Annotated in this window: 19 protein-coding genes; 10 read left to right on the top strand and 9 right to left on the bottom strand. The window is 64.6% G+C overall.

What is annotated here, in order from left to right:
- Nucleotides 1-27: 27 nt before the first annotated feature.
- The 5 genes from CO675_RS12755 (at nucleotide 28) to CO675_RS40540 (ending at nucleotide 2857) form a co-directional block, all read left to right on the top strand.
- Nucleotides 28-507 (top strand): carboxymuconolactone decarboxylase family protein, encoded by a 480-nt coding sequence (locus CO675_RS12755; protein WP_097672295.1) that lies wholly within the window; start codon nucleotides 28-30, stop codon nucleotides 505-507.
- 37 nt (nucleotides 508-544) lie between these two features.
- Complete coding sequence (locus CO675_RS12750) at nucleotides 545-1051, top strand: cupin domain-containing protein (RefSeq protein WP_097672238.1); 507 nt, start codon at nucleotides 545-547, stop codon at nucleotides 1049-1051.
- Between the two features lie 195 nt (nucleotides 1052-1246).
- Nucleotides 1247-2140, top strand: coding sequence for a dihydrodipicolinate synthase family protein (locus CO675_RS12745; RefSeq protein WP_097672294.1), 894 nt, complete (start codon nucleotides 1247-1249; stop codon nucleotides 2138-2140).
- Nucleotides 2141-2256: 116 nt separating this feature from the next.
- The gene (locus CO675_RS12740; protein WP_198964578.1) at nucleotides 2257-2679 is read left to right on the top strand and encodes a chorismate mutase; all 423 of its coding nucleotides are present in this window, start codon (nucleotides 2257-2259) and stop codon (nucleotides 2677-2679) included.
- A gap of 16 nt (nucleotides 2680-2695) precedes the next feature.
- Complete coding sequence (locus CO675_RS40540) at nucleotides 2696-2857, top strand: hypothetical protein (protein WP_158231235.1); 162 nt, start codon at nucleotides 2696-2698, stop codon at nucleotides 2855-2857.
- 220 nt (nucleotides 2858-3077) lie between these two features.
- Here CO675_RS40540 and CO675_RS12730 read toward each other — a convergent pair whose 3' ends face one another.
- The 5 genes from CO675_RS12730 to efp all read right to left on the bottom strand — a co-directional run bounded on the left by CO675_RS12730 (nucleotide 3078) and on the right by efp (nucleotide 7590).
- A complete protein-coding gene (locus CO675_RS12730; protein WP_097672235.1) occupies nucleotides 3078-3257 on the bottom strand; it encodes a hypothetical protein in 180 nt (59 codons plus the stop codon).
- Nucleotides 3254-3553, bottom strand: a complete 300-nt coding sequence (locus CO675_RS12725) for a hypothetical protein (RefSeq protein ID WP_502693377.1) — start codon at nucleotides 3551-3553, stop codon at nucleotides 3254-3256. Before CO675_RS12725 ends, CO675_RS12730 begins: the two co-directional genes overlap by 4 nt.
- 394 nt (nucleotides 3554-3947) lie before the next feature.
- The gene (locus tag CO675_RS12720; protein ID WP_097672234.1) at nucleotides 3948-4403 is read right to left on the bottom strand and encodes an Hsp20 family protein; all 456 of its coding nucleotides are present in this window, start codon (nucleotides 4401-4403) and stop codon (nucleotides 3948-3950) included.
- 886 nt (nucleotides 4404-5289) lie between these two features.
- Nucleotides 5290-6876, bottom strand: coding sequence for a peptidoglycan DD-metalloendopeptidase family protein (locus CO675_RS12710; protein WP_097672232.1), 1587 nt, complete (start codon nucleotides 6874-6876; stop codon nucleotides 5290-5292).
- Nucleotides 6877-7023: 147 nt separating this feature from the next.
- Nucleotides 7024-7590 (bottom strand): elongation factor P, encoded by a 567-nt coding sequence (gene efp, locus CO675_RS12705; RefSeq protein WP_092125602.1) that lies wholly within the window; start codon nucleotides 7588-7590, stop codon nucleotides 7024-7026.
- Nucleotides 7591-7953: 363 nt separating this feature from the next.
- Here efp and epmA point away from each other — a divergent pair, with 363 nt between their 5' ends.
- Genes epmA through CO675_RS12685 form a run of 4 tightly spaced genes read left to right on the top strand, consistent with a single transcriptional unit; the run spans nucleotide 7954 to nucleotide 10597 of the window.
- On the top strand, nucleotides 7954-9006 hold the full coding sequence (gene epmA / locus CO675_RS12700; RefSeq protein ID WP_097672292.1) for an EF-P lysine aminoacylase EpmA: 1053 nt from the start codon (nucleotides 7954-7956) through the stop codon (nucleotides 9004-9006).
- Nucleotides 9003-10094 carry a lysine-2,3-aminomutase-like protein gene (locus CO675_RS12695; RefSeq protein WP_097672231.1) on the top strand — a complete coding sequence of 364 codons (1092 nt, stop codon included), beginning with the start codon at nucleotides 9003-9005 and terminating at the stop codon, nucleotides 10092-10094. Before epmA ends, CO675_RS12695 begins: the two co-directional genes overlap by 4 nt.
- Nucleotides 10063-10314, top strand: coding sequence for a hypothetical protein (locus CO675_RS12690; protein WP_245452731.1), 252 nt, complete (start codon nucleotides 10063-10065; stop codon nucleotides 10312-10314). The genes CO675_RS12695 and CO675_RS12690 overlap by 32 nt, the downstream gene beginning before the upstream one ends.
- Before the next feature lie 43 nt (nucleotides 10315-10357).
- Nucleotides 10358-10597 carry a hypothetical protein gene (locus CO675_RS12685; protein WP_502693380.1) on the top strand — a complete coding sequence of 80 codons (240 nt, stop codon included), beginning with the start codon at nucleotides 10358-10360 and terminating at the stop codon, nucleotides 10595-10597.
- A gap of 66 nt (nucleotides 10598-10663) precedes the next feature.
- Here the strand turns inward: CO675_RS12685 and CO675_RS12680 are convergent, their stop codons facing one another.
- The 3 genes from CO675_RS12680 to CO675_RS12670 form a co-directional block, all read right to left on the bottom strand.
- Nucleotides 10664-11749 (bottom strand): 3-deoxy-7-phosphoheptulonate synthase, encoded by a 1086-nt coding sequence (locus CO675_RS12680; protein ID WP_097672228.1) that lies wholly within the window; start codon nucleotides 11747-11749, stop codon nucleotides 10664-10666.
- Nucleotides 11750-11982: 233 nt separating this feature from the next.
- Complete coding sequence (locus tag CO675_RS12675; protein WP_097672227.1) at nucleotides 11983-12555, bottom strand: HdeD family acid-resistance protein; 573 nt, start codon at nucleotides 12553-12555, stop codon at nucleotides 11983-11985.
- A 50-nt stretch (nucleotides 12556-12605) separates the two neighbouring features.
- Nucleotides 12606-13643, bottom strand: a complete 1038-nt coding sequence (locus tag CO675_RS12670) for a PrsW family glutamic-type intramembrane protease (RefSeq protein ID WP_097672226.1) — start codon at nucleotides 13641-13643, stop codon at nucleotides 12606-12608.
- Between the two features lie 533 nt (nucleotides 13644-14176).
- On the opposite strand from CO675_RS12670, the gene CO675_RS12665 reads away from it, so the two are divergent.
- Nucleotides 14177-15100 (top strand): sulfite exporter TauE/SafE family protein, encoded by a 924-nt coding sequence (locus CO675_RS12665; RefSeq protein ID WP_245452730.1) that lies wholly within the window; start codon nucleotides 14177-14179, stop codon nucleotides 15098-15100.
- Nucleotides 15101-15197: 97 nt separating this feature from the next.
- Here the strand turns inward: CO675_RS12665 and CO675_RS12660 are convergent, their stop codons facing one another.
- Entirely contained in the window at nucleotides 15198-16430 is a 1233-nt protein-coding gene (locus CO675_RS12660; RefSeq protein WP_097672224.1) for a Zn-dependent hydrolase, read from the bottom strand.
- Between the last annotated feature and the right edge of the window lie 165 nt (nucleotides 16431-16595).

The raw sequence follows: 16595 nt of genomic DNA, 5'->3' as shown, positions 1-16595 counted from the left end.
TACGCTGATAACATGAGGCCCAAGCCGATGTCACACGCCCGCAAGGAATATCTCGACTTCGAGAAGCTCGCCCCTGATGTCTTCGCCGTCGTGCGTGAGCTCGGCCAGTTCGCCGCGAAGGCCGGTCTCGACAAGCAGCTGCTCGAGCTGGTCAAGCTGCGCGCCTCGCAGATCAACGGCTGCGCGTTTTGCGTGCAGTATCACATCCTGCAGGGCGAGAGCCTCGGCGTCCCCGTCGACAAGCTCAACCTCGTCGTGGTGTGGCGCGAGGTGGCGCAGTTCTCGGCACGCGAGCGCGCGGCGCTGGCCTGGACGGAGGCGCTGACCACCTTGCCGAACGGCGTCAGCGACGCGGTCTATGCCGAGGCCACCGCTGAATTTTCGGAAAAGGAGCTGACCTACCTGACCTCGGCGATCGCTTCGATCAACGTCTGGAACCGGTTCGGCGCCGCCTATCGCTGGACGCCGCCGCCACGCCGGCAGCGGACGGCTGCGGCGGCTTCGTGAGACGGAACGAACGGCAATCGACAGGGGAGAACAACCGATGACCTCGATGGCGATGACACCACCTCTTTCATTCGCGCGGCCGCCGCGGCCGGTGATGCTGGCCGTGACTGCGGGGCTGGCCTCGGCCTTCGTGATCGGGAAGTCGCTGCCGACCCCGATGGATGCGATCTCCGCGGTGATCGCGCCGCTCTGCGCGAGTGCCGATGCGGCATCGCCGCTCGACAAGGTCGAGATCATCACCTCGCATGCGCTGCCGAATGTGGCTGGCAAGCGCGTCACCGTCGTCCGCGTGTTCTATGGTCCCGGCGGCTTCACACCGCCGCATCGCCATTCGGGCTCGGTGACGGCCTACATCACCAAGGGTGAGATCCGTTCCCAGCTCGGCGGTGGACCGGTCGAAACCTTCAAGGTCGGCCAATCCTTCTTCGAGCCGCCGGGCTCGACCCACATGGTCTCGGCCAATGCCAGCACCACGGAGCCGGCGGAACTGATCGCGGTGTTCGTTGCCGACGAAGGCGCGCAGCTGACCACGATGCTGGAATAGCCGCCGGCAGTCCTAATCGACGCCGGCCCAATTCCGCAGATCGCACGCGCCGCTGCACACTGGACCAATTTGCTGTGAAGTCCGCAGCAAACTGGACCTTGCAAGCGGGATTGGGCGCGGTGATTGATGGCGCTGCGGCGTCGACCGCAACGCGATTTCGCCGCTCGCGCGGCGGTCACCGAACAGGAGCAACCGATGGTCAATCTCAAAGGGCTTTCCGCCTTCCCGATCACGCCCTCGAACAGGGATGGCCAGGTCGACGCGGGCGCGCTTCGCGCCTTGCTGGAGCCCCTGATCGCGGCGAGGGTGGATTCGATCGGGCTGCTCGGAAGCACCGGCTCTTATCCATATTTCAGCCGCGATGAGCGTCGGCGTGCCGTGCAGGCGGCTGCAGCGCTGGCAGACGGCAAGACGCCGCTCCTGGTCGGCGTCGGCGCGCTGCGCACCGATGATGCGGTGAAACTGGCGCAGGATGCGCGGGATGCCGGCGCGGCGGCAGGCCTGCTGGCGCCGGTGTCCTATACGCCGTTGACCGATGACGAGGTGTTCGAGCATTTTCAAACAGTGGCGCGTGAAAGCGGATTGCCGATCTGCATCTACGACAATCCGGGCACGACGCACTTTCGATTCACCCCGGCCCTGGTCGGCCGCTTGAGTCACGTTGCCGGAATCGTGGCGGTGAAGAGTCCCGCGCTGGACGCTGCCGCGGTGCCGGGCCATATCGCTGAATTGCGGGCTGTCGTGCCGAGTGGCTTTTCGTTGGGTTACAGTGCCGACTGGAATTGCACCGAGGCGCTGCTGGCGGGTGGCGAGACCTGGTACAGCGTGCTCGCAGGGATTTTCCCCAGGGTCTGCCTCGACATCGTCCGTGCCGTGGCAAGTGGCGATGCCGCCAGGGCGCGGCAGCTCGACGCGCGGCTGCAACCAGTCTGGCAGCTGCTCAAGACATTCTCGAGCGTGCGGGTGGTTTACGCGATCGCCAATCTCAGAGGGATCTGTGCGGCCGAGCCTCCGCGCCCGATCCTGCCATTGCCGGCGGACGCCCAGAAGAAGGTCAGTGAGGTCTTGGCCGGAATGGACATCGGTTGATCGTCGACGCGGTTCGCACTGGAATTCGCGGTGGCTGCAGCGCCATTGCGGCTTCCACGCGCGTACAAAATCGGCATAACAATCGCCCATCGTGCTCACTGACTGGGAGACGCTTGATGCGATTGCCGATGGTTCTGTTGTTGCTTCTGATCCCCGCCGTGGCGCTGGCCGAGGAACCTGTGACTGACGCGCCGGCGTTGTGGGGCAGTCCCACCGTCGACAACGGTGCTTGCTGCAAGACGCTCGGCGAGGTGCGCAGCAATATCGACCGGCTCGACCGCGAGATCGTACGCCTGATGGCCGAGCGCGGCCGCTACGTCCATGAAGCCGCCCGCTTCAAGGCCAACCCCGCGCAGGTCGAGGCGCCGGAGCGCGCCGAGGCTGTCGTGAAGAAGGCGATGGCGCTTGCTGAAGCGAACGGGCTGTCGCCCAAGGTTGCGGAAGCCGCCTATCGCGCAATGGTGCGCGCCTTCATCGACTACGAGCAGGGCATCTTCGCGGACGCCGGGGCACGCGGCGATACGCCGTGGAAGAAATAGGCGGACGCGGCTCACCATGCGGACCGCCCTCCAGCGCGTGCTCGCGGGTGCGACGTTCGTGCTGATCGGCTTTATGGCCGGATCGGTCCCCGCGTTTGCCGACGTCTCGCTCCATAATGTGGCGTTACTCACCAATCACTTCGCAGTTGATACCGATTCTTCAGGCGGGTCGTCGTGACGCTCGTCGCGTGCTGGATCCGGTTGAGATCTCCACCGTCCCGCACCGATGCATGAAGGCTCCAGTCCGCATTCGCTGAGACGATTTCCACGTGGCATACGTGCTCCCCGCCGGGAAGACTGCGTATTTCGCGCAGCGCAATCAACTCGAGATCTCTTGCCGAAATTGGCGTTCTCATCATTGAGCCTCGCCATCCACGCGTTGTCCATGGGCAACCCGATCAGGCGGCCTGGGCCGCCTGAGTGAGATCAGCAAACAGCCGTTCCAGGTTGCGCTTCTCTTCGTCGATCCTTCTTGCGAACTTCTCCCGCTCCTGATCCGATTTGGCAGTGTCGAGCAAGAACTGATAGTGACGGATTACCTTCTCGCTTCCGCGTATCAGAAACTGCTTCGTGCTCATGGCGAGGTGCCTTCCGATCTACCGACGCTCAGCGATGGCCGTTCATGTATTAGAGGTGGCATGTCGGCCGCCAGAGCCTCCATCGCCGAGGATTCCTCGGAAAGACGTCGTTCGATGAACTGGCGCTCAAGGTCGCTCAGCTTGGTGCTGAGTAACCGTCGATACCGCCGGATGTTGTTGCGATGCGCCCGAAGCTGTTCGAGCCGGCGGTCGACGATCTCGCGCTTTTCCTGCCTGGCGCACCAGCGGGCTTCGATTCTGTCTACGATGTGTTTCGGAAGATTGATGTCATTCATATCACCCTCCTACGCCGCCAGCGGACGTACCGTTGAGCGAAGACGGTGGGGCTTGCCGCCCGGCGGATGATGAGGATCGCTATCGAGACGACATAGCGCGTCGAGAATTGCGTCGATCGTTGCCGGTGATCGCAGCTCTGTTGGCGCCCGTAAGTCCGGACGACACGGGACCGCGGCAGCGTCAGACGCCCACGACGCCAGGAGCGCGCGTTTTTCTTCCGTGGTCAGGGAGAGATCCGCCAAGACATCCCGGGGATGATTGAACCGCGCCTTACTGCGGTCAGATCTCAAACAAATGACTTCAGCGGTCGTCGGCCGCATGTTTGCCTCCGTTCTAAGACGAGAATTGAATGTTGAGGCCGCGCTCGGCGTTCCGAACGCGGCTGCTCGTGCGTCACGCTGCAGCTGATTCGAGCTGTTGCGGCCGGTTCGGCTGCGTTGCGTTGATCGCGATCCGCCGCGGCTTCATGGCTTCCGGAATTTCGCGTGCCAGCTCGATCCTGAGCAGACCATTGTCGAACGCGGCGTTCTTCACCAGGACATGGTCCGCCAAGCTGAATTGCCGCCTGAATCGACGGGTCGAGATACCTTGATAGAGATAGTCGCGGTCTGCTTTTTCGACCTTGTTGCCCTCGATCGTCAGGACGTTCTGCTCGGCGGTAACCGAGATCTCGTCCGGTGAGAAGCCGGCGACCGCGAGCGCTATCTGGTAGCGGTCTTCGGCAAGTCGTTCGATGTTGTAGGGTGGGTAGTTGTCTTCGGTGGCCCGCTGAGCTGTCTCGGCCAGATCGAAGAGACGGTCGAACCCGATCGTCGACCGGAAGAGGGGAGAGAAATCGTACGTGCGCATAGCCAAATCCTCCAAAGAGCAAGATGGGTATGAGAAGCACCGGACACGACCGGTGCCCGTTACGCCTGGACCCGACTGGCGTCCAGGTGATCGGCCACGCGGACCGACGTGTCACGAGTTAAATCGGGCTCGAAAAGTGTCAAGAGGTGTTCGAAAAAAAATGCGACAGCATGTGAGCTGCCGCCCCCAAAGGTGCTGGGGCCGTTTCTTTGGGCGCCATCTCGTCACCGGGATTCCACGAAATCCATCTCGGCCGCATTTGGCGCTAATTGTCCTGACGACCGGGGCAAGATTTCATCCCGAAGCAATTTTCAGGTTCCGGTTGAGGGGCCGTCTCGCGGCACGGCCCCTTTTCATTTCACGCGACCAGGTCTCGGCCGGTATCGGTGAACTTTGGCACGTGCCTCTTTCGTGCGCGGCGTCTTGCGGCGCGAGCACTTGATCTCCAGCCGCGTGTGGCCGGCATTGACGGCATGGCAGCGCGCCTCTCGGTCGAATGCGGTGCGAGGATCGTCGTGACCGCTCTGGCACGCGCGAGTTCCTTCGTCGGCGCTTTGCGGCCGCCGACGGAGAGGGGCGTGGGATAATATTGGGGGCCATCGTCCATGATTGCGCCGCCGGCGTTCTGCAAGCCGTGTGCCCCACCGGAACGGACGTTCCGGAAAGCGGAGTCGACGGAGCCGATGGCCTCCAACGCGAGCGGCGGTTGCACGATTTCGGAATAATGGAATGATGCCGCTGAGTTGCCCGACGTGTCAAGTCGTCGTGTTGGGTGACGGCGGCCGCCGGCTACTGTGCATGGGGTTGTTTTCGATATTTTGGCAGTGCGCCCCGAACCGGTGTCCATCCCGCATCAAGTGCGGGACAGGCTTCGCTCGACCACGCGCTAATTGCCGCCGCCTTCCTGGGTGTCGATGCGATGCACGACGTCATCGGGCAGGGCGTGCGCCACCGCGGCCGCAGGTCCAGGCTCCGGTCCGATCTCGTGGCCGCGGCCGCGGATCAGCCGTTCATAGGCCGACACCAGCGTGGTGTAGGGATTGACCCAGAGCCAGCCGTCGCGCGTGAACACCTGCACGTCGAAATGCAGATGCCGTGACGTGCCGTTGGGATGGTCGAGATAGTTCGAGACCACGCCGATCTTCTCGCCCTCGCTGAGGCGGCGTCCATTGAGCAGGCCGTCGGCGTCCATCACTGACGGGTTCATGTGCATGTAGCGGAAGCGGACATGCTCGGTGCTTGTGTTGACCTGCAATGTCGCGGCCTGCTGCTGCGCCGAGCGGATCACGACACTGTCGCGCACCGCGACGACCGCCTGCTGCCTGGGATCGCAACCGTCCTTGCTGTCGGCCGGACACGCGCCCGGCCTGATATCCTGGCCCTGATGGCCGTAGCCGCTGGCGCATTGGCCGACCTCAAAGCTGCGCGCCTCGCAGAAATTGTCCTGCCAGGGATACTCGTCGACCGTCGCGCCTGCCTTGCGCCGGGCGAAGGATTGCGAGTGCGCGAAGGCCGGCGCCTTGTCGAGCGGAAAGCGGATCTGCGAATAGGCGGTGAAATCGGCGTGACCACCCTGCTGCCTGCGGCCGCCGCTGCCCGCGACGATGTCGCCGCTCGGGCGGTAGGTAAAGTCAGCTGATTGAACCATCGGCCGCTCGGCGATGCCGGAGGCGATGTCCCTGCGCGGCCGCGACGGTTGCCCGCCGGCGATGTGCAACGCCTTCAGGAAGCGCTCCGCCACCGGAGTGGCCTCGCGGCAGGCCAGCCGCTTCGGCCGCGGCGCGCTGTCGAGGCACTGGATCGAGACGACATAGGGAATCCCGAAGCGGGTGAAGGCGTAGCGCACATAGCCTTCGCGGATGAAGCGGCGCAGGTCCGGAAACTGCGCGGCCAGCGTCTTGACCGGCTCGCCCTTGCCGCCGAGCCGGTCGGCGAGGTCGTAGACCAGGATCGAGCCCGAGATCTGCACCTCGACCGGCTTGGCAAAGGTCCGCTGCGGCATGCCGTCGCCGACGCCCGGGTCGAGCGAGAACACCGCGTCATAGCCGGCCGCGCCGGCGTGGAAGACGTCAGCCGCGCGGAAGTCGGCCTGGTAGCGCGCAATCGGCACGTTGTCCGGTGCGCCGTTCTGTCGGGCGTCGAGGTAGCTTGCGGGGTCGAAAGGCAGCAGCACCGGAATCGGGCTCTGCGCAATGCCGGGGAAGAGCTGCGACGTCACAGCGTTCAGCTGCACCAGCGCGGGCGTCGACCGCGGATCGGTGGCCGGGACGCGGCGTTGTCCGGCGAATGTGAAGCTGGAGGCGATGTCCGGGCGGGAGGTGATCTCTTGCCGGAGCTGGTCGAGCACGGAGCGCCATTCGACCCGCATAGCCGAGATCGAAGGCGTCCGGAATTCGTCGGCATAAGCGCCGGGAGGAGGCAAGAGCAGGGCTGCCAGCCAGCAACTGATGAAGCTGACGACCGTCCTGTTCACTGCACTCCCCGGGTCATGTCTGATCGCGAGAGATTAGAGCAAGTTCCGGAAAAGTGTGTAGCAGTTTTCCGGAAAATTTGAGGCTGAACAACAACCTGATGCGCGGTGATGATCATGTCACCGCGCCGGGCCCCTCAATCCTTCCGCTCAATCCTTGGCGCGTTCGACGTAGGAACCATCCTCGGTCATCACGACGATGCGCGTACCGGTGGACACGTGCGGCGGCACGCCGGTGCGGATGCCGTTGGACAGCATCGCCGGCTTGTACGACGAGGAGGCGGTCTGACCCTTGGTGACGGGCTCGGTCTCCACCACTTCCAGCGTCACGCGCTGGGGCAACTGGATCGCGACCGGATTGCCGTCGTGCATCGACAGCTTCACGGTCATGTTCTCCTGCAAATACGGCGCCGACGAACCGACGATCTCCTTGGAGACCTGGACCTGGTCGTAGTTGTCGTTGTTCATGAAGTGGAAGCCGTCGGCGTCCTCGTAGAGGTAGTTGTAGTTGTGGTCCTCGACGGTGGCCTTCTCGACCTGGTCGGTGGTCTTGTAGCGCTCCGACACCTTCACGCCGTCGCCGATGCGGCGCATTTCGATCTGGCTGACGGGGGTGCCCTTGCCGGGATGAATGTTTTCGGCGGAGAGGACCACATAGAGCTTGCCATCCTGCTCGATGATGTTGCCCTTGCGGATGGAACTGGCGATGACTTTCAAAGGTGTTTTCCTGAATTTGAGAACGGGGGCGCAAACCGGACCGGCAGCCCCTCGGCCGTGGCGGCGATTTCGGGCTGCAACATACTGATTTGTCCCTGAGATGCCAGTCTTTTGCGGCCGAATTCGGCGGTTTGCCGACCGTTCCCGCCGCCCGAATTCGGGCCGCTTGCCCAGGTTCAGCCGAGGCTGCACATGGACAATGCCGGCTTCTTTCGACAAGAAGGGACACTCGTCGCTGCGTTCCGCTGCGACCAAGGCCGTGTCGACCATGTATTCGTATGGAATCAAGGATTTGCGCCTGGCTCTTCAATCGGGGCAATGGCTTGTTGATGTTGAATCCGTAGCCACTTGGGCGCCCGGCCGATGACCGCCCATGACCAGCCATCGCCCTGGTGGACGCCGTCGCGCTACGCCGACCGCAGGCCCTTCCTGCAGGCGCGGACCGCGATCACGCGGGCGCTGCGGGCCTGGTTCGAGGAACAGGGTTTTGCCGAGGTCGAGACCGCCATCCTGCAGATCTCGCCGGGCAATGAGACGCATCTGCACGCCCCGCGTACCGAACTCAGGCGGGCCGATGGCGAACTGGCGCCACGCTATCTGCGCACCTCGCCCGAGTTCGCCTGCAAGAAGCTGCTCGCGGCCGGCGAGCCCAAGATCTACGAGTTCGCGCGGGTGTTCCGCGATCGCGAGCGCGGCGACCTGCATTTGCCCGAATTCACCATGCTGGAATGGTACCGCGCCAATGCCGGTTACGACGCCATCATGGCCGACACCATTGTCGTGATCGCCCACGCCGCGCAGGCGACCGGGATCGGACGGTTTTCATTCCGCGGCAGGATGGCCGATCCGTTTGCCGAGCCGGAGTTGCTGACGGTGGCCGCAGGTTTCGAGCGCTTCGCCGGCATCGACCTGCTGGCCACGATCTCGGGCGGCGAGGGCGATCGCGGGGCGCTGGCGTCAGCCGCGCGCGAGCGGGTGCGGATCGCCGATGACGACACCTGGTCGGACATCTTCAGCAAGGTGCTTGTCGAGCACGTCGAGCCCAATCTCGGACAGGGCCGCCTGACGGTACTGTTCGAATACCCGTCGCCCGAGGCCGCGCTGGCGCGCACCAAGGCAGGCGAGCCTCGCGTCGCCGAGCGCTTCGAGGTCTATGCCTGCGGTGTCGAGCTCGCCAACGGCTTTGGCGAGTTGACCGATGCGGCCGAGCAGCGCCATCGTTTCACCGCAGCGATGGACGAGAAGGCCCGCCGCTACGGCGAGCGCTATCCGCTCGACGACGATTTCCTTGCCGCCGTCGGCCAGATGCCCGAGGCGAGCGGCGTCGCACTGGGCTTCGACCGGCTGGTAATGCTGGCGAGCGGCGCGCCCCGAATTGACCAGGTGGTCTGGACACCGCCTGCAGGAGAGACATGAACAGGATCGATCCGAAACTGGCGGCAACGCTGCGTCAGCCGCGCGAGCTGGCCGATGCCGGCCTCGTGCCTGTCGCAGCACTCGCCGAGCTCGAACAGGTGGCCGCGCGCTATGCAGTCGCGGTGACACCGGAGCTCGTGGCGCTGATCGATCCGGCCGACGCCAACGACCCGATCGCGCGGCAGTTCATCCCGAGCGCTGACGAGCTCGTGGAGCAGCCGGGTGAGAACGCCGATCCGATCGGCGACGATGCGCATTCGCCGGTCGCCGGGATCGTGCATCGCTATCCGGACCGGGTGTTGTTCAAGCTCGTCCATGTCTGCGCGGTCTATTGCCGGTTCTGTTTCCGGCGCGAAATGGTCGGGCCCGGCAAGGCCTCGGCCTTGTCCGACGATGCCTACCGCGCCGGGCTGGAGTACATCCGTGCCCATCAAGAAGTCTGGGAAGTCATCCTGACCGGCGGCGATCCCCTGATGCTGTCGTCGCGCCGGCTGTCGGAGATCATGGCCGATCTCGCCGCCATCGATCACGTGAAGATCATCCGCCTGCACAGCCGTGTCCCGATCGCCGATCCCGAACGCATCAATCCGGACATGATCGCGGCGCTGCGGGTCGAAGGGGCGACGACCTGGATCGCCATCCACGCCAACCATCCTCGCGAGCTGGGGGCCAATGCCCGCGCCGCCTGTGCACGCCTTGCCGATGCCGGCATCCCATTGGTCAGCCAGTCGGTCCTGCTGCGTGGCGTCAACGACGATGCCGCGACGCTCGCGGCGCTGATGCGCGCCTTCGTCGAGTGCCGGATCAAGCCCTATTATCTGCATCATGGCGACCTTGCGCCCGGCACCGCGCATTTGCGCACCACGATCGAAGCCGGGCAGGAATTGATGCGGGCGTTGCGCGGGCGCGTCTCCGGACTGTGCCAGCCGGATTACGTGCTCGACATTCCCGGTGGCTACGGCAAGGCGCCGATCGGCCCGACCTATTTGTCGCAGCCGGCTTCCCGCGAAAGTGAAGATTCGCCGGAACGGCAGTACCGTATCGTCGATTATTGCGGTGACGTTCATCTTTACCCGCCGCAACCGTGAGCCTGCGATGGGCGGGGCCGGGGACGGACGGCAGGAGCCGCCCGACGTCGAGGGCAGCCGCGGCATGGAAAATGCTGTGATGTTCGGCTTCTTTGTGGTGCTGGTCGCCGTGGGAATCTGGCTCCTTGGCACCATGGCCGATATACGGAAGGTCCAGGATTGCGCAGCGCAGGGACGACGCAACTGTGCTACCGTCGCGGTCCCGGAACGGGCGCAATAGGGTTGAGAAGCGGAGACGCGAGATGCGGAAGACTGTTTTGTTGATGGCTCTGATGATGGTTGGAGCGCCCCAGGTTGGAACGTCCCAGGCATGGGCGCAGCAACAGGGCGGATCGTCCTCCATGCAGAAGAACGCGCCGCTGCCGGAGGCGCCGGTCGGACATCGTCAGCCACGCCGCGGCGACGTTGCCAACGAGAAGAGTATCAGCGATCCGAACAGTCAGGCCAACAAGGAAGACGCGGCGCTCGACAAGAAGATCAAGAGCATCTGCCGCGGCTGCTAGCCTGCGGACGAGACCGGCGGAGCGCGATATCGGCCCCGCCGGCAACGCTCGATCCGTCCGGCCGTGTCAGGCCGAACGCTCCTGCAGGCCATCGCGCCGCACGCTGCGCCTCGCCTCGACGGCATCGGCCAGCTGCTGCAACACGTCAGCCGTCGTCGCGAGGTCGATGCAGCCGTCCGTGATGCTCTGGCCGTAGGTCAGCGGCTTGCCCGGCACGACGTCCTGACGTCCGGCGACAAGGTTGCTCTCGATCATCACGCCGATGACGCGCTGTTCGCCGCTTGCGACCTGCTGTGCGATGTCGGCCGCAACTGCCGGCTGGTTCTCCGGCTTCTTGCTGCTGTTGGCGTGGCTGGTGTCGATCATCAGCCGCGGCGCGACACCGGCGTGGCCGAGCTCGGCGGCAGCCGCTTCGACGCTCGCTGCATCATAGTTCGGCACCCGCCCGCCGCGCAGGATGACGTGGCAGTCCTCGTTGCCGCTGGTCGCGGCGATCGCCGAACGGCCGCCCTTGGTGACCGCCATGAAATGATGCGGGTGCGACGCCGATTTCACTGCGTCGGCCGCGATCCGCACGCCACCATCGGTGCTGTTCTTGAAGCCGACCGGGCACGACAGGCCGGACGCCAGCTCGCGATGGATCTGGCTCTCGGTGGTGCGTGCCCCGATCGCGGCCCAGGAGACCAGGTCGGCGATGTATTGCGGCGTCGTCATGTCGAGGAATTCGGTGCCGGCCGGCAGGCCGAGATTGTTCACGGCCGAGAGCACGTTGCGCGCAAGCCGCAGGCCCTTGTTGATGTCGAAGCTGCCGTCGAGATCGGGATCGTTGATCAGCCCTTTCCAGCCGACGGTGGTGCGCGGCTTCTCGAAATAGACCCGCATCACGATCTCGAGGCGGTCGGCGAGCTGTTCGCGCAGGCCGGCGAGACGCTCGGCGTAATCGACGGCCGCCGCGGGATCGTGGATGGAGCAGGGGCCGACGACGACCAGCAGGCGGTCATCGGTGCCGTTGAGGATCGCGTGGATGGCGTTGCGCGCACCCATCACCACGCGGGTCGCCGTCAGGGTGCGCGGGACCTCCCGCATCACCTCTTCGGGCGTACTCAGCTCTTTCAGTTCCTTGATGCGAAGATCGTCTGTCGTACTCAACACGGCTGGCTCCTTTGGATTTCGAGACCTGCCGGCACAAAAAAGCCGCCAGGTCTGGCGGCTTGTTTTGGACGTTTGCTGCAATTCTTCAGATTGAGCGCGATCCTCCTGCCGCCAGCGAGCTGTCGTAGCTAAAGTACCAAAAATAGCTGGTGGCGACGGTGATCATGGGCGGCTCTATAGCCCACGGATGTCGGCCTGTCACCCCCAAAACCGCGGGGGCAGCCAGTTGGCCGTCAGGTGTTGCGCGCCGCCAACGCCATACCTATCAGCGTCGCCCCTCCGAACATCAGATTGAGGCCGACCAGGAGGCCGATCGCCCAGCCTGCCGACTCCGGCAGGCCCGCGATGATGAAGAAGGCGACGACGACATCCATCAGGCCGGCGATCAAGAGCCAGGACCAGCGTCCCGACAATTCGCGGCGGTGCTCGAGCGCATACATGAGGGTGGTGACGCCCTCGGCGACGAAATAGGCGCCGATCACGATCGTCAGCGTCAGCACGCCCTGCATCGGACGCGCCAGCAGCACCATGCCGGCCAGCACGGCGAGCGCGGCCGAAATCAGCGACCACCAGAAACCCGGCATGTTGCGCGCCCAGAAGGTCACGATCAGCCCGCCGATGCCTGAGATCAGGAACATCCAGCCGAGGAAGATGGTGACGGCGAGGCTCGCGAATGTCGGCACGATCATCGCCGCGATGCCGATGGTCACGAGCAGGATGCCTTCGAACAGGAACGCCTTCCAGTGCTGCTTGACCGCGGCCTGCATTTCCGATCGCAGTTTGTCGAGATCGTTGGACAGGGTCATCGCGGCTCTCCAAATCTGCAACGGTAAAGTCTGCGAGCGTGCGGCGTATCCTAGCTCTGGCTCGGCGCGGACGGAAAGCCCTCCGCGGCGGTCCGCATCCGGTTGCGGCCGAGGAAATAGACGGCGGTGGTTGCAATCAACAGTGCCAGTCCGATCAGGATCGAGGTGAAGCCGATCGGGACCAGGATGAACGACGCATTGCGCTCGGGATTGACGTACCAGTGATGCAACGAGGTGAGCAGGAAGGAGACCCCGGCAAAGCCGGTGCCGCCGCCGACCAGCAGCAGCGCCCACATCCGCCGCAGCTGGCTCAGTCGCTCGCGCGCAACGTCGGTGCGCGGGGCATGATGCCTGCCGAGGCGGCGCACCAGGCGGATCGCAAAGCCGATCGAGGAGAAGCCAATCAAGACGCTCGCCGAACCGAGCAGCAGATGCGTGGTCGAGCTGAGATCGGGAATGCGCTGGAGCGCGAGCAGCGGAAAATCGAACGCCGCGTGCAGCGCGACCGGCGCGACCAGCACGAGCGCCCAGTTGGTGATGCGCGCCCAGTCGCGGTGGCCCCGGTAGGCGCCGAGCGCGCCGCCGGAGCGCGCGATCGCTAGGTAGGCGCCGGCGATGATGCCGAGCGCGCCGTGAAACGGCACCGTGAGCACGCTGCGCAACGCCGCGAGCGCCCGCCACATGTCCTTGTGCTGGACGAGGTAGGCGAGGTTCTCATAGGCCGCAAATCCGAGGCCCGCGGCCGCGCCATAGACCACCGTATCCATCGGATCGGCGAACGCGCGGCGGCGCGTCGAGATGGCGACGATGACGAGAACCTTGACGATCTCCTCCGGCGCCGCGACGCCGAACGCCGCGCGGACCGCTTGGGTCGCCCAGGGATTGTCGGGAATGGCAAGTAGCGCATTGAACGGAATTCGCGCCAGGCCCAGCAGCGAGATGCTGGCCGCGCCGAGCACGAAGGCGAGCCACACCTGCACCGGCGGTCCGGGGCGCTCGTCGGCGGCAATCACCAGCCACAACACCAGCAGGGCGGGCGCGATGGCGGCGGCGCCAATCACAGTCGGAAGCGACTCAAGCAACAACATGAGCCGGACGGCCCCTTTTAAGGCACCAAAGCGATGCGTACCGAAGAAATGGCAGCAAGTTCAGCGGATTGCAAATCAGGCAATTGGGAAATCGGCGTCGGCTGACGCCCTTCTCGTGTCCAATATGCCACGGTTGCCGGCGAAAACGCGGCGTGGGCCTCGATCGGCTCCAAGCAGAGGGCGACCAGCGGCTGCCGGGCAGTTCCTGGCAGCGAAACGCTCCCGGGCTGCGTTCCCGGCGCAGAACCTCAGTACCCGAACTGTGATCGGGTGACGATCTGTCGGTCCAGCCAGCTTGCTTGAATGCCACGAGCCGCGCGGCGATGGCGTGTCGGAGTGAGATGGGCGGCGCGTCGACGAGGTAGCTCAGGGCGTGACGAGATCGCCGACCCGCGGCGAACTTCACGATGCGTGGCTGTAGCGCGACGTGGTGGCGGCAAGTTTCGGCACCGCGTGGCTTTCCATGGGTTATAATGTCGCGGGCAAGGCGACTGATCCGGTAAAAGCCAAAGATGTCTTCGATTGATTCTGCTGTGATCGTTCTTGCCGTGATCGCCCTGTTTGCGGCGTTTGTAAACGGTGCGCTGGGTTACGGGTTTTCCTCGCTCACCGTGCCGGTGGCGCTTGTCTTCTACACCAACCGCGTTCTCAATCCTGCGGTCGTCATCGTCGAAGTCGTCGTCAATCTGTATGTCCTGTGTATCAACCTGAGCGGCGTTCCGGCCGTGTGGCGGCGCGTGCTGCCCATTCTCATCGGCATGCTGCCCGGCATCGCCGTCGGAGCCTTTGCGCTGACGTCGCTGCAACCCGGCTGGATCAAATTCGCCACCTACTCGATCATTCTGCCGCTGATCCTGCTGCAGGCGGCTGGTTGGCGGAAGCCGATCCAGTCGAAGTGGCTCGTCGGCTTGCCGTTCGGAACGGCGCTCGGGGTCCTGTACTCGGTCACGACCATCTCGGGACCGCCGTTGGCGATCCTTTTCAACAATCAGGGCCTCGTCAAAGACGAGTTTCGGGCCGGTCTCGCACTGGTGCGGGTGACAGAGTCCGGCTTGACTGCGATCGCGTATTACAAGCTCGGTCTGTTCATCGAAGAGAGCCGGAGCATCTTGTTCGTGCTGGTTCCATGCGTGGTCGTCGGCATCCCGTTCGGTGCTTGGCTGATCCGGCGGCTGGATGCCGAGACGTTTCGCCGGATCTGCATGAGCTTCGATGCGTGGGTCGTGGGCTTCGGACTGTCGCGCGTGTTGGTCGAAGTGAAGCTGGTGGAAAGCCCGTGGGCCTACAGCGTCATGGCCGGCACGATCCTGATCGACGTCTGCCTGTTGTATGTCTTCTTCACCGCGCGGAGAGGGACCGCGCAGAGCTCGCACGCATTGGCTCCGCTGAGATCCGGAATCGGGGCGACCCAACCTGATGGCGACAATGCCGCGGGGCGGCGTTCGCAAGGTGGCTAGTGCTTTTCGGTTCTGATCGAGTCAGAGCCGAAGCCTTGGATTCTTGCGTTGACGCATTCTTCACACCAGCCGGTGGTCCACTTCGCTCGAAGACGCTCTAACCTGCCAGCAAGCGGCGGCAGGTTTCGACGAACACCTCGGCGCCCGTGACGATATCGGCGTCGTCGGTGTTCTCGCTCCAGTGATGGCTGATGCCGCCGATCGACGGCACGAACAGCATCGCCGCCGGCATGATGGTGGCGAGGACCTGGGCGTCATGGCCGGCGCCGCTCGGCATCCGGATTGACTTGCCGCCGGCGCAGGCGGCGCTCGCGGCCTCGATCGCATCCTGGAAGGCAGGTGTCATCATCGCGGGCACGCCGGTGCGGATGCGCTCGACCTTCACTCCGCTGCGGCCGTGCGCGGTAGCTTCTTCCGCTAGGCGATGCAGATGCGCCTCGAGACGCGCGATCACCTCGGGATTGTCGTCGCGGATCTGGAACAGCATGTCGGCGTGGCCGGGGATGATGCTCGGCGCGCCCGGGTCCAGCGTGATGCGGCCGGTGGTCCAGACCGTGCGCGGTCCGCACAGGGCAGGGAAGCTGTCGTCGATCGCGACGCAGAACCGCGCCAGCGCCAGGCCCGCATCCCTGCGCACCGCCATTCGCGTGGTGCCGGCATGGTTCTGCTCGCCGGTGAAGCTGATGCGATATTGCCAGATGCCGACGATCGAGGTGACGACCCCGATCTTGAGCCGGCTGCTCTCCAGCGTGTCGCCTTGCTCGATATGCGCTTCGAGATAGCCAATATGGCGGCGAGGTTCGCCGGTGAGGCGCGGGCGGCCGGCGAAGCCCGCATCGTGCAACGCCTGGCGCATGGTGCGATCGCTGGAGCGGTCGCGGGCCGCATCGATGTCGGCTTCGGTCACCGCGCCGGCGAACGACCGGCTGCCGAGGAAGCTGCCGAAATGGCCTTCCTCGTCGCACCATGCGGCGACCTCGACCGCGCCGTCGATGCCGGGATCGCCGTTGATGACGCGCGCGGCCTCCAGCGCATAGATCACGCCGAGCGGTCCATCGAGCCAGCCTGCATGGTTCTGGCTTTCGAGATGCGAACCGGCGAGCAGCTTCGGTCCCGCTTTCGCGCTGGTGCCGAACACGTTGCCGATGCCGTCGATCGTTGCGGTGAGGTCGGCATCAGGCAGGTGCGTCGCAAGCCAGTCCAGCGAGCGCAGGTGCGGCTCCGAGAATGTCGGCTTGTGCACGCCGGTCTTGTAGGCGCCGATTGCGCGCAGCGCATTGAGATCGGCGAGCACGCGCCTGCCGTCGAAGCGACCGTTGATGCCTGACATGGTTGGACTCCGGATGAGCGTTTTTTGTTTGCGTCTCGATCTACGACTTCATTTGCGTCTTGGCGCCGCAATCCCGTCTTGATGCCGTCGCGGTTGGATGCGACGGAACAATCAGGGTGAACGATTTCTTAGCGGTTCTGCTCTTAGGTCGCAGGACTGATGTCG

It is taken from the genome of Bradyrhizobium sp. C9, from assembly GCF_002532045.1.
Taxonomy (GTDB): domain Bacteria; phylum Pseudomonadota; class Alphaproteobacteria; order Rhizobiales; family Xanthobacteraceae; genus Bradyrhizobium.
Note: the sequence above shows the minus strand (reverse complement) of the source record. Positions and strands in the feature narration are given on the sequence as shown.

Bases quoted from the DNA above. Each gene is read 5' to 3' on its own strand.
- CO675_RS12755 (WP_097672295.1), top strand. From the start codon at position 28: ATGTCACACGCCCGCAAGGAATATCTCGACTTCGAGAAGCTCGCCCCT.
- CO675_RS12750 (WP_097672238.1), top strand. From the start codon at position 545: ATGACCTCGATGGCGATGACACCACCTCTTTCATTCGCGCGGCCGCCG.
- CO675_RS12745 (WP_097672294.1), top strand. From the start codon at position 1,247: ATGGTCAATCTCAAAGGGCTTTCCGCCTTCCCGATCACGCCCTCGAAC.
- CO675_RS12740 (WP_198964578.1), top strand. From the start codon at position 2,257: ATGCGATTGCCGATGGTTCTGTTGTTGCTTCTGATCCCCGCCGTGGCG.
- CO675_RS40540 (WP_158231235.1), top strand. From the start codon at position 2,696: ATGCGGACCGCCCTCCAGCGCGTGCTCGCGGGTGCGACGTTCGTGCTG.
- CO675_RS12730 (WP_097672235.1), bottom strand. From the start codon at position 3,257: ATGAGCACGAAGCAGTTTCTGATACGCGGAAGCGAGAAGGTAATCCGT.
- CO675_RS12725 (WP_502693377.1), bottom strand. From the start codon at position 3,553: ATGAATGACATCAATCTTCCGAAACACATCGTAGACAGAATCGAAGCC.
- CO675_RS12720 (WP_097672234.1), bottom strand. From the start codon at position 4,403: ATGCGCACGTACGATTTCTCTCCCCTCTTCCGGTCGACGATCGGGTTC.
- epmA (WP_097672292.1), top strand. From the start codon at position 7,954: ATGACCGCCCATGACCAGCCATCGCCCTGGTGGACGCCGTCGCGCTAC.
- CO675_RS12695 (WP_097672231.1), top strand. From the start codon at position 9,003: ATGAACAGGATCGATCCGAAACTGGCGGCAACGCTGCGTCAGCCGCGC.
- CO675_RS12685 (WP_502693380.1), top strand. From the start codon at position 10,358: ATGGCTCTGATGATGGTTGGAGCGCCCCAGGTTGGAACGTCCCAGGCA.
- CO675_RS12675 (WP_097672227.1), bottom strand. From the start codon at position 12,555: ATGACCCTGTCCAACGATCTCGACAAACTGCGATCGGAAATGCAGGCC.
- CO675_RS12670 (WP_097672226.1), bottom strand. From the start codon at position 13,643: ATGTTGTTGCTTGAGTCGCTTCCGACTGTGATTGGCGCCGCCGCCATC.
- CO675_RS12660 (WP_097672224.1), bottom strand. From the start codon at position 16,430: ATGTCAGGCATCAACGGTCGCTTCGACGGCAGGCGCGTGCTCGCCGAT.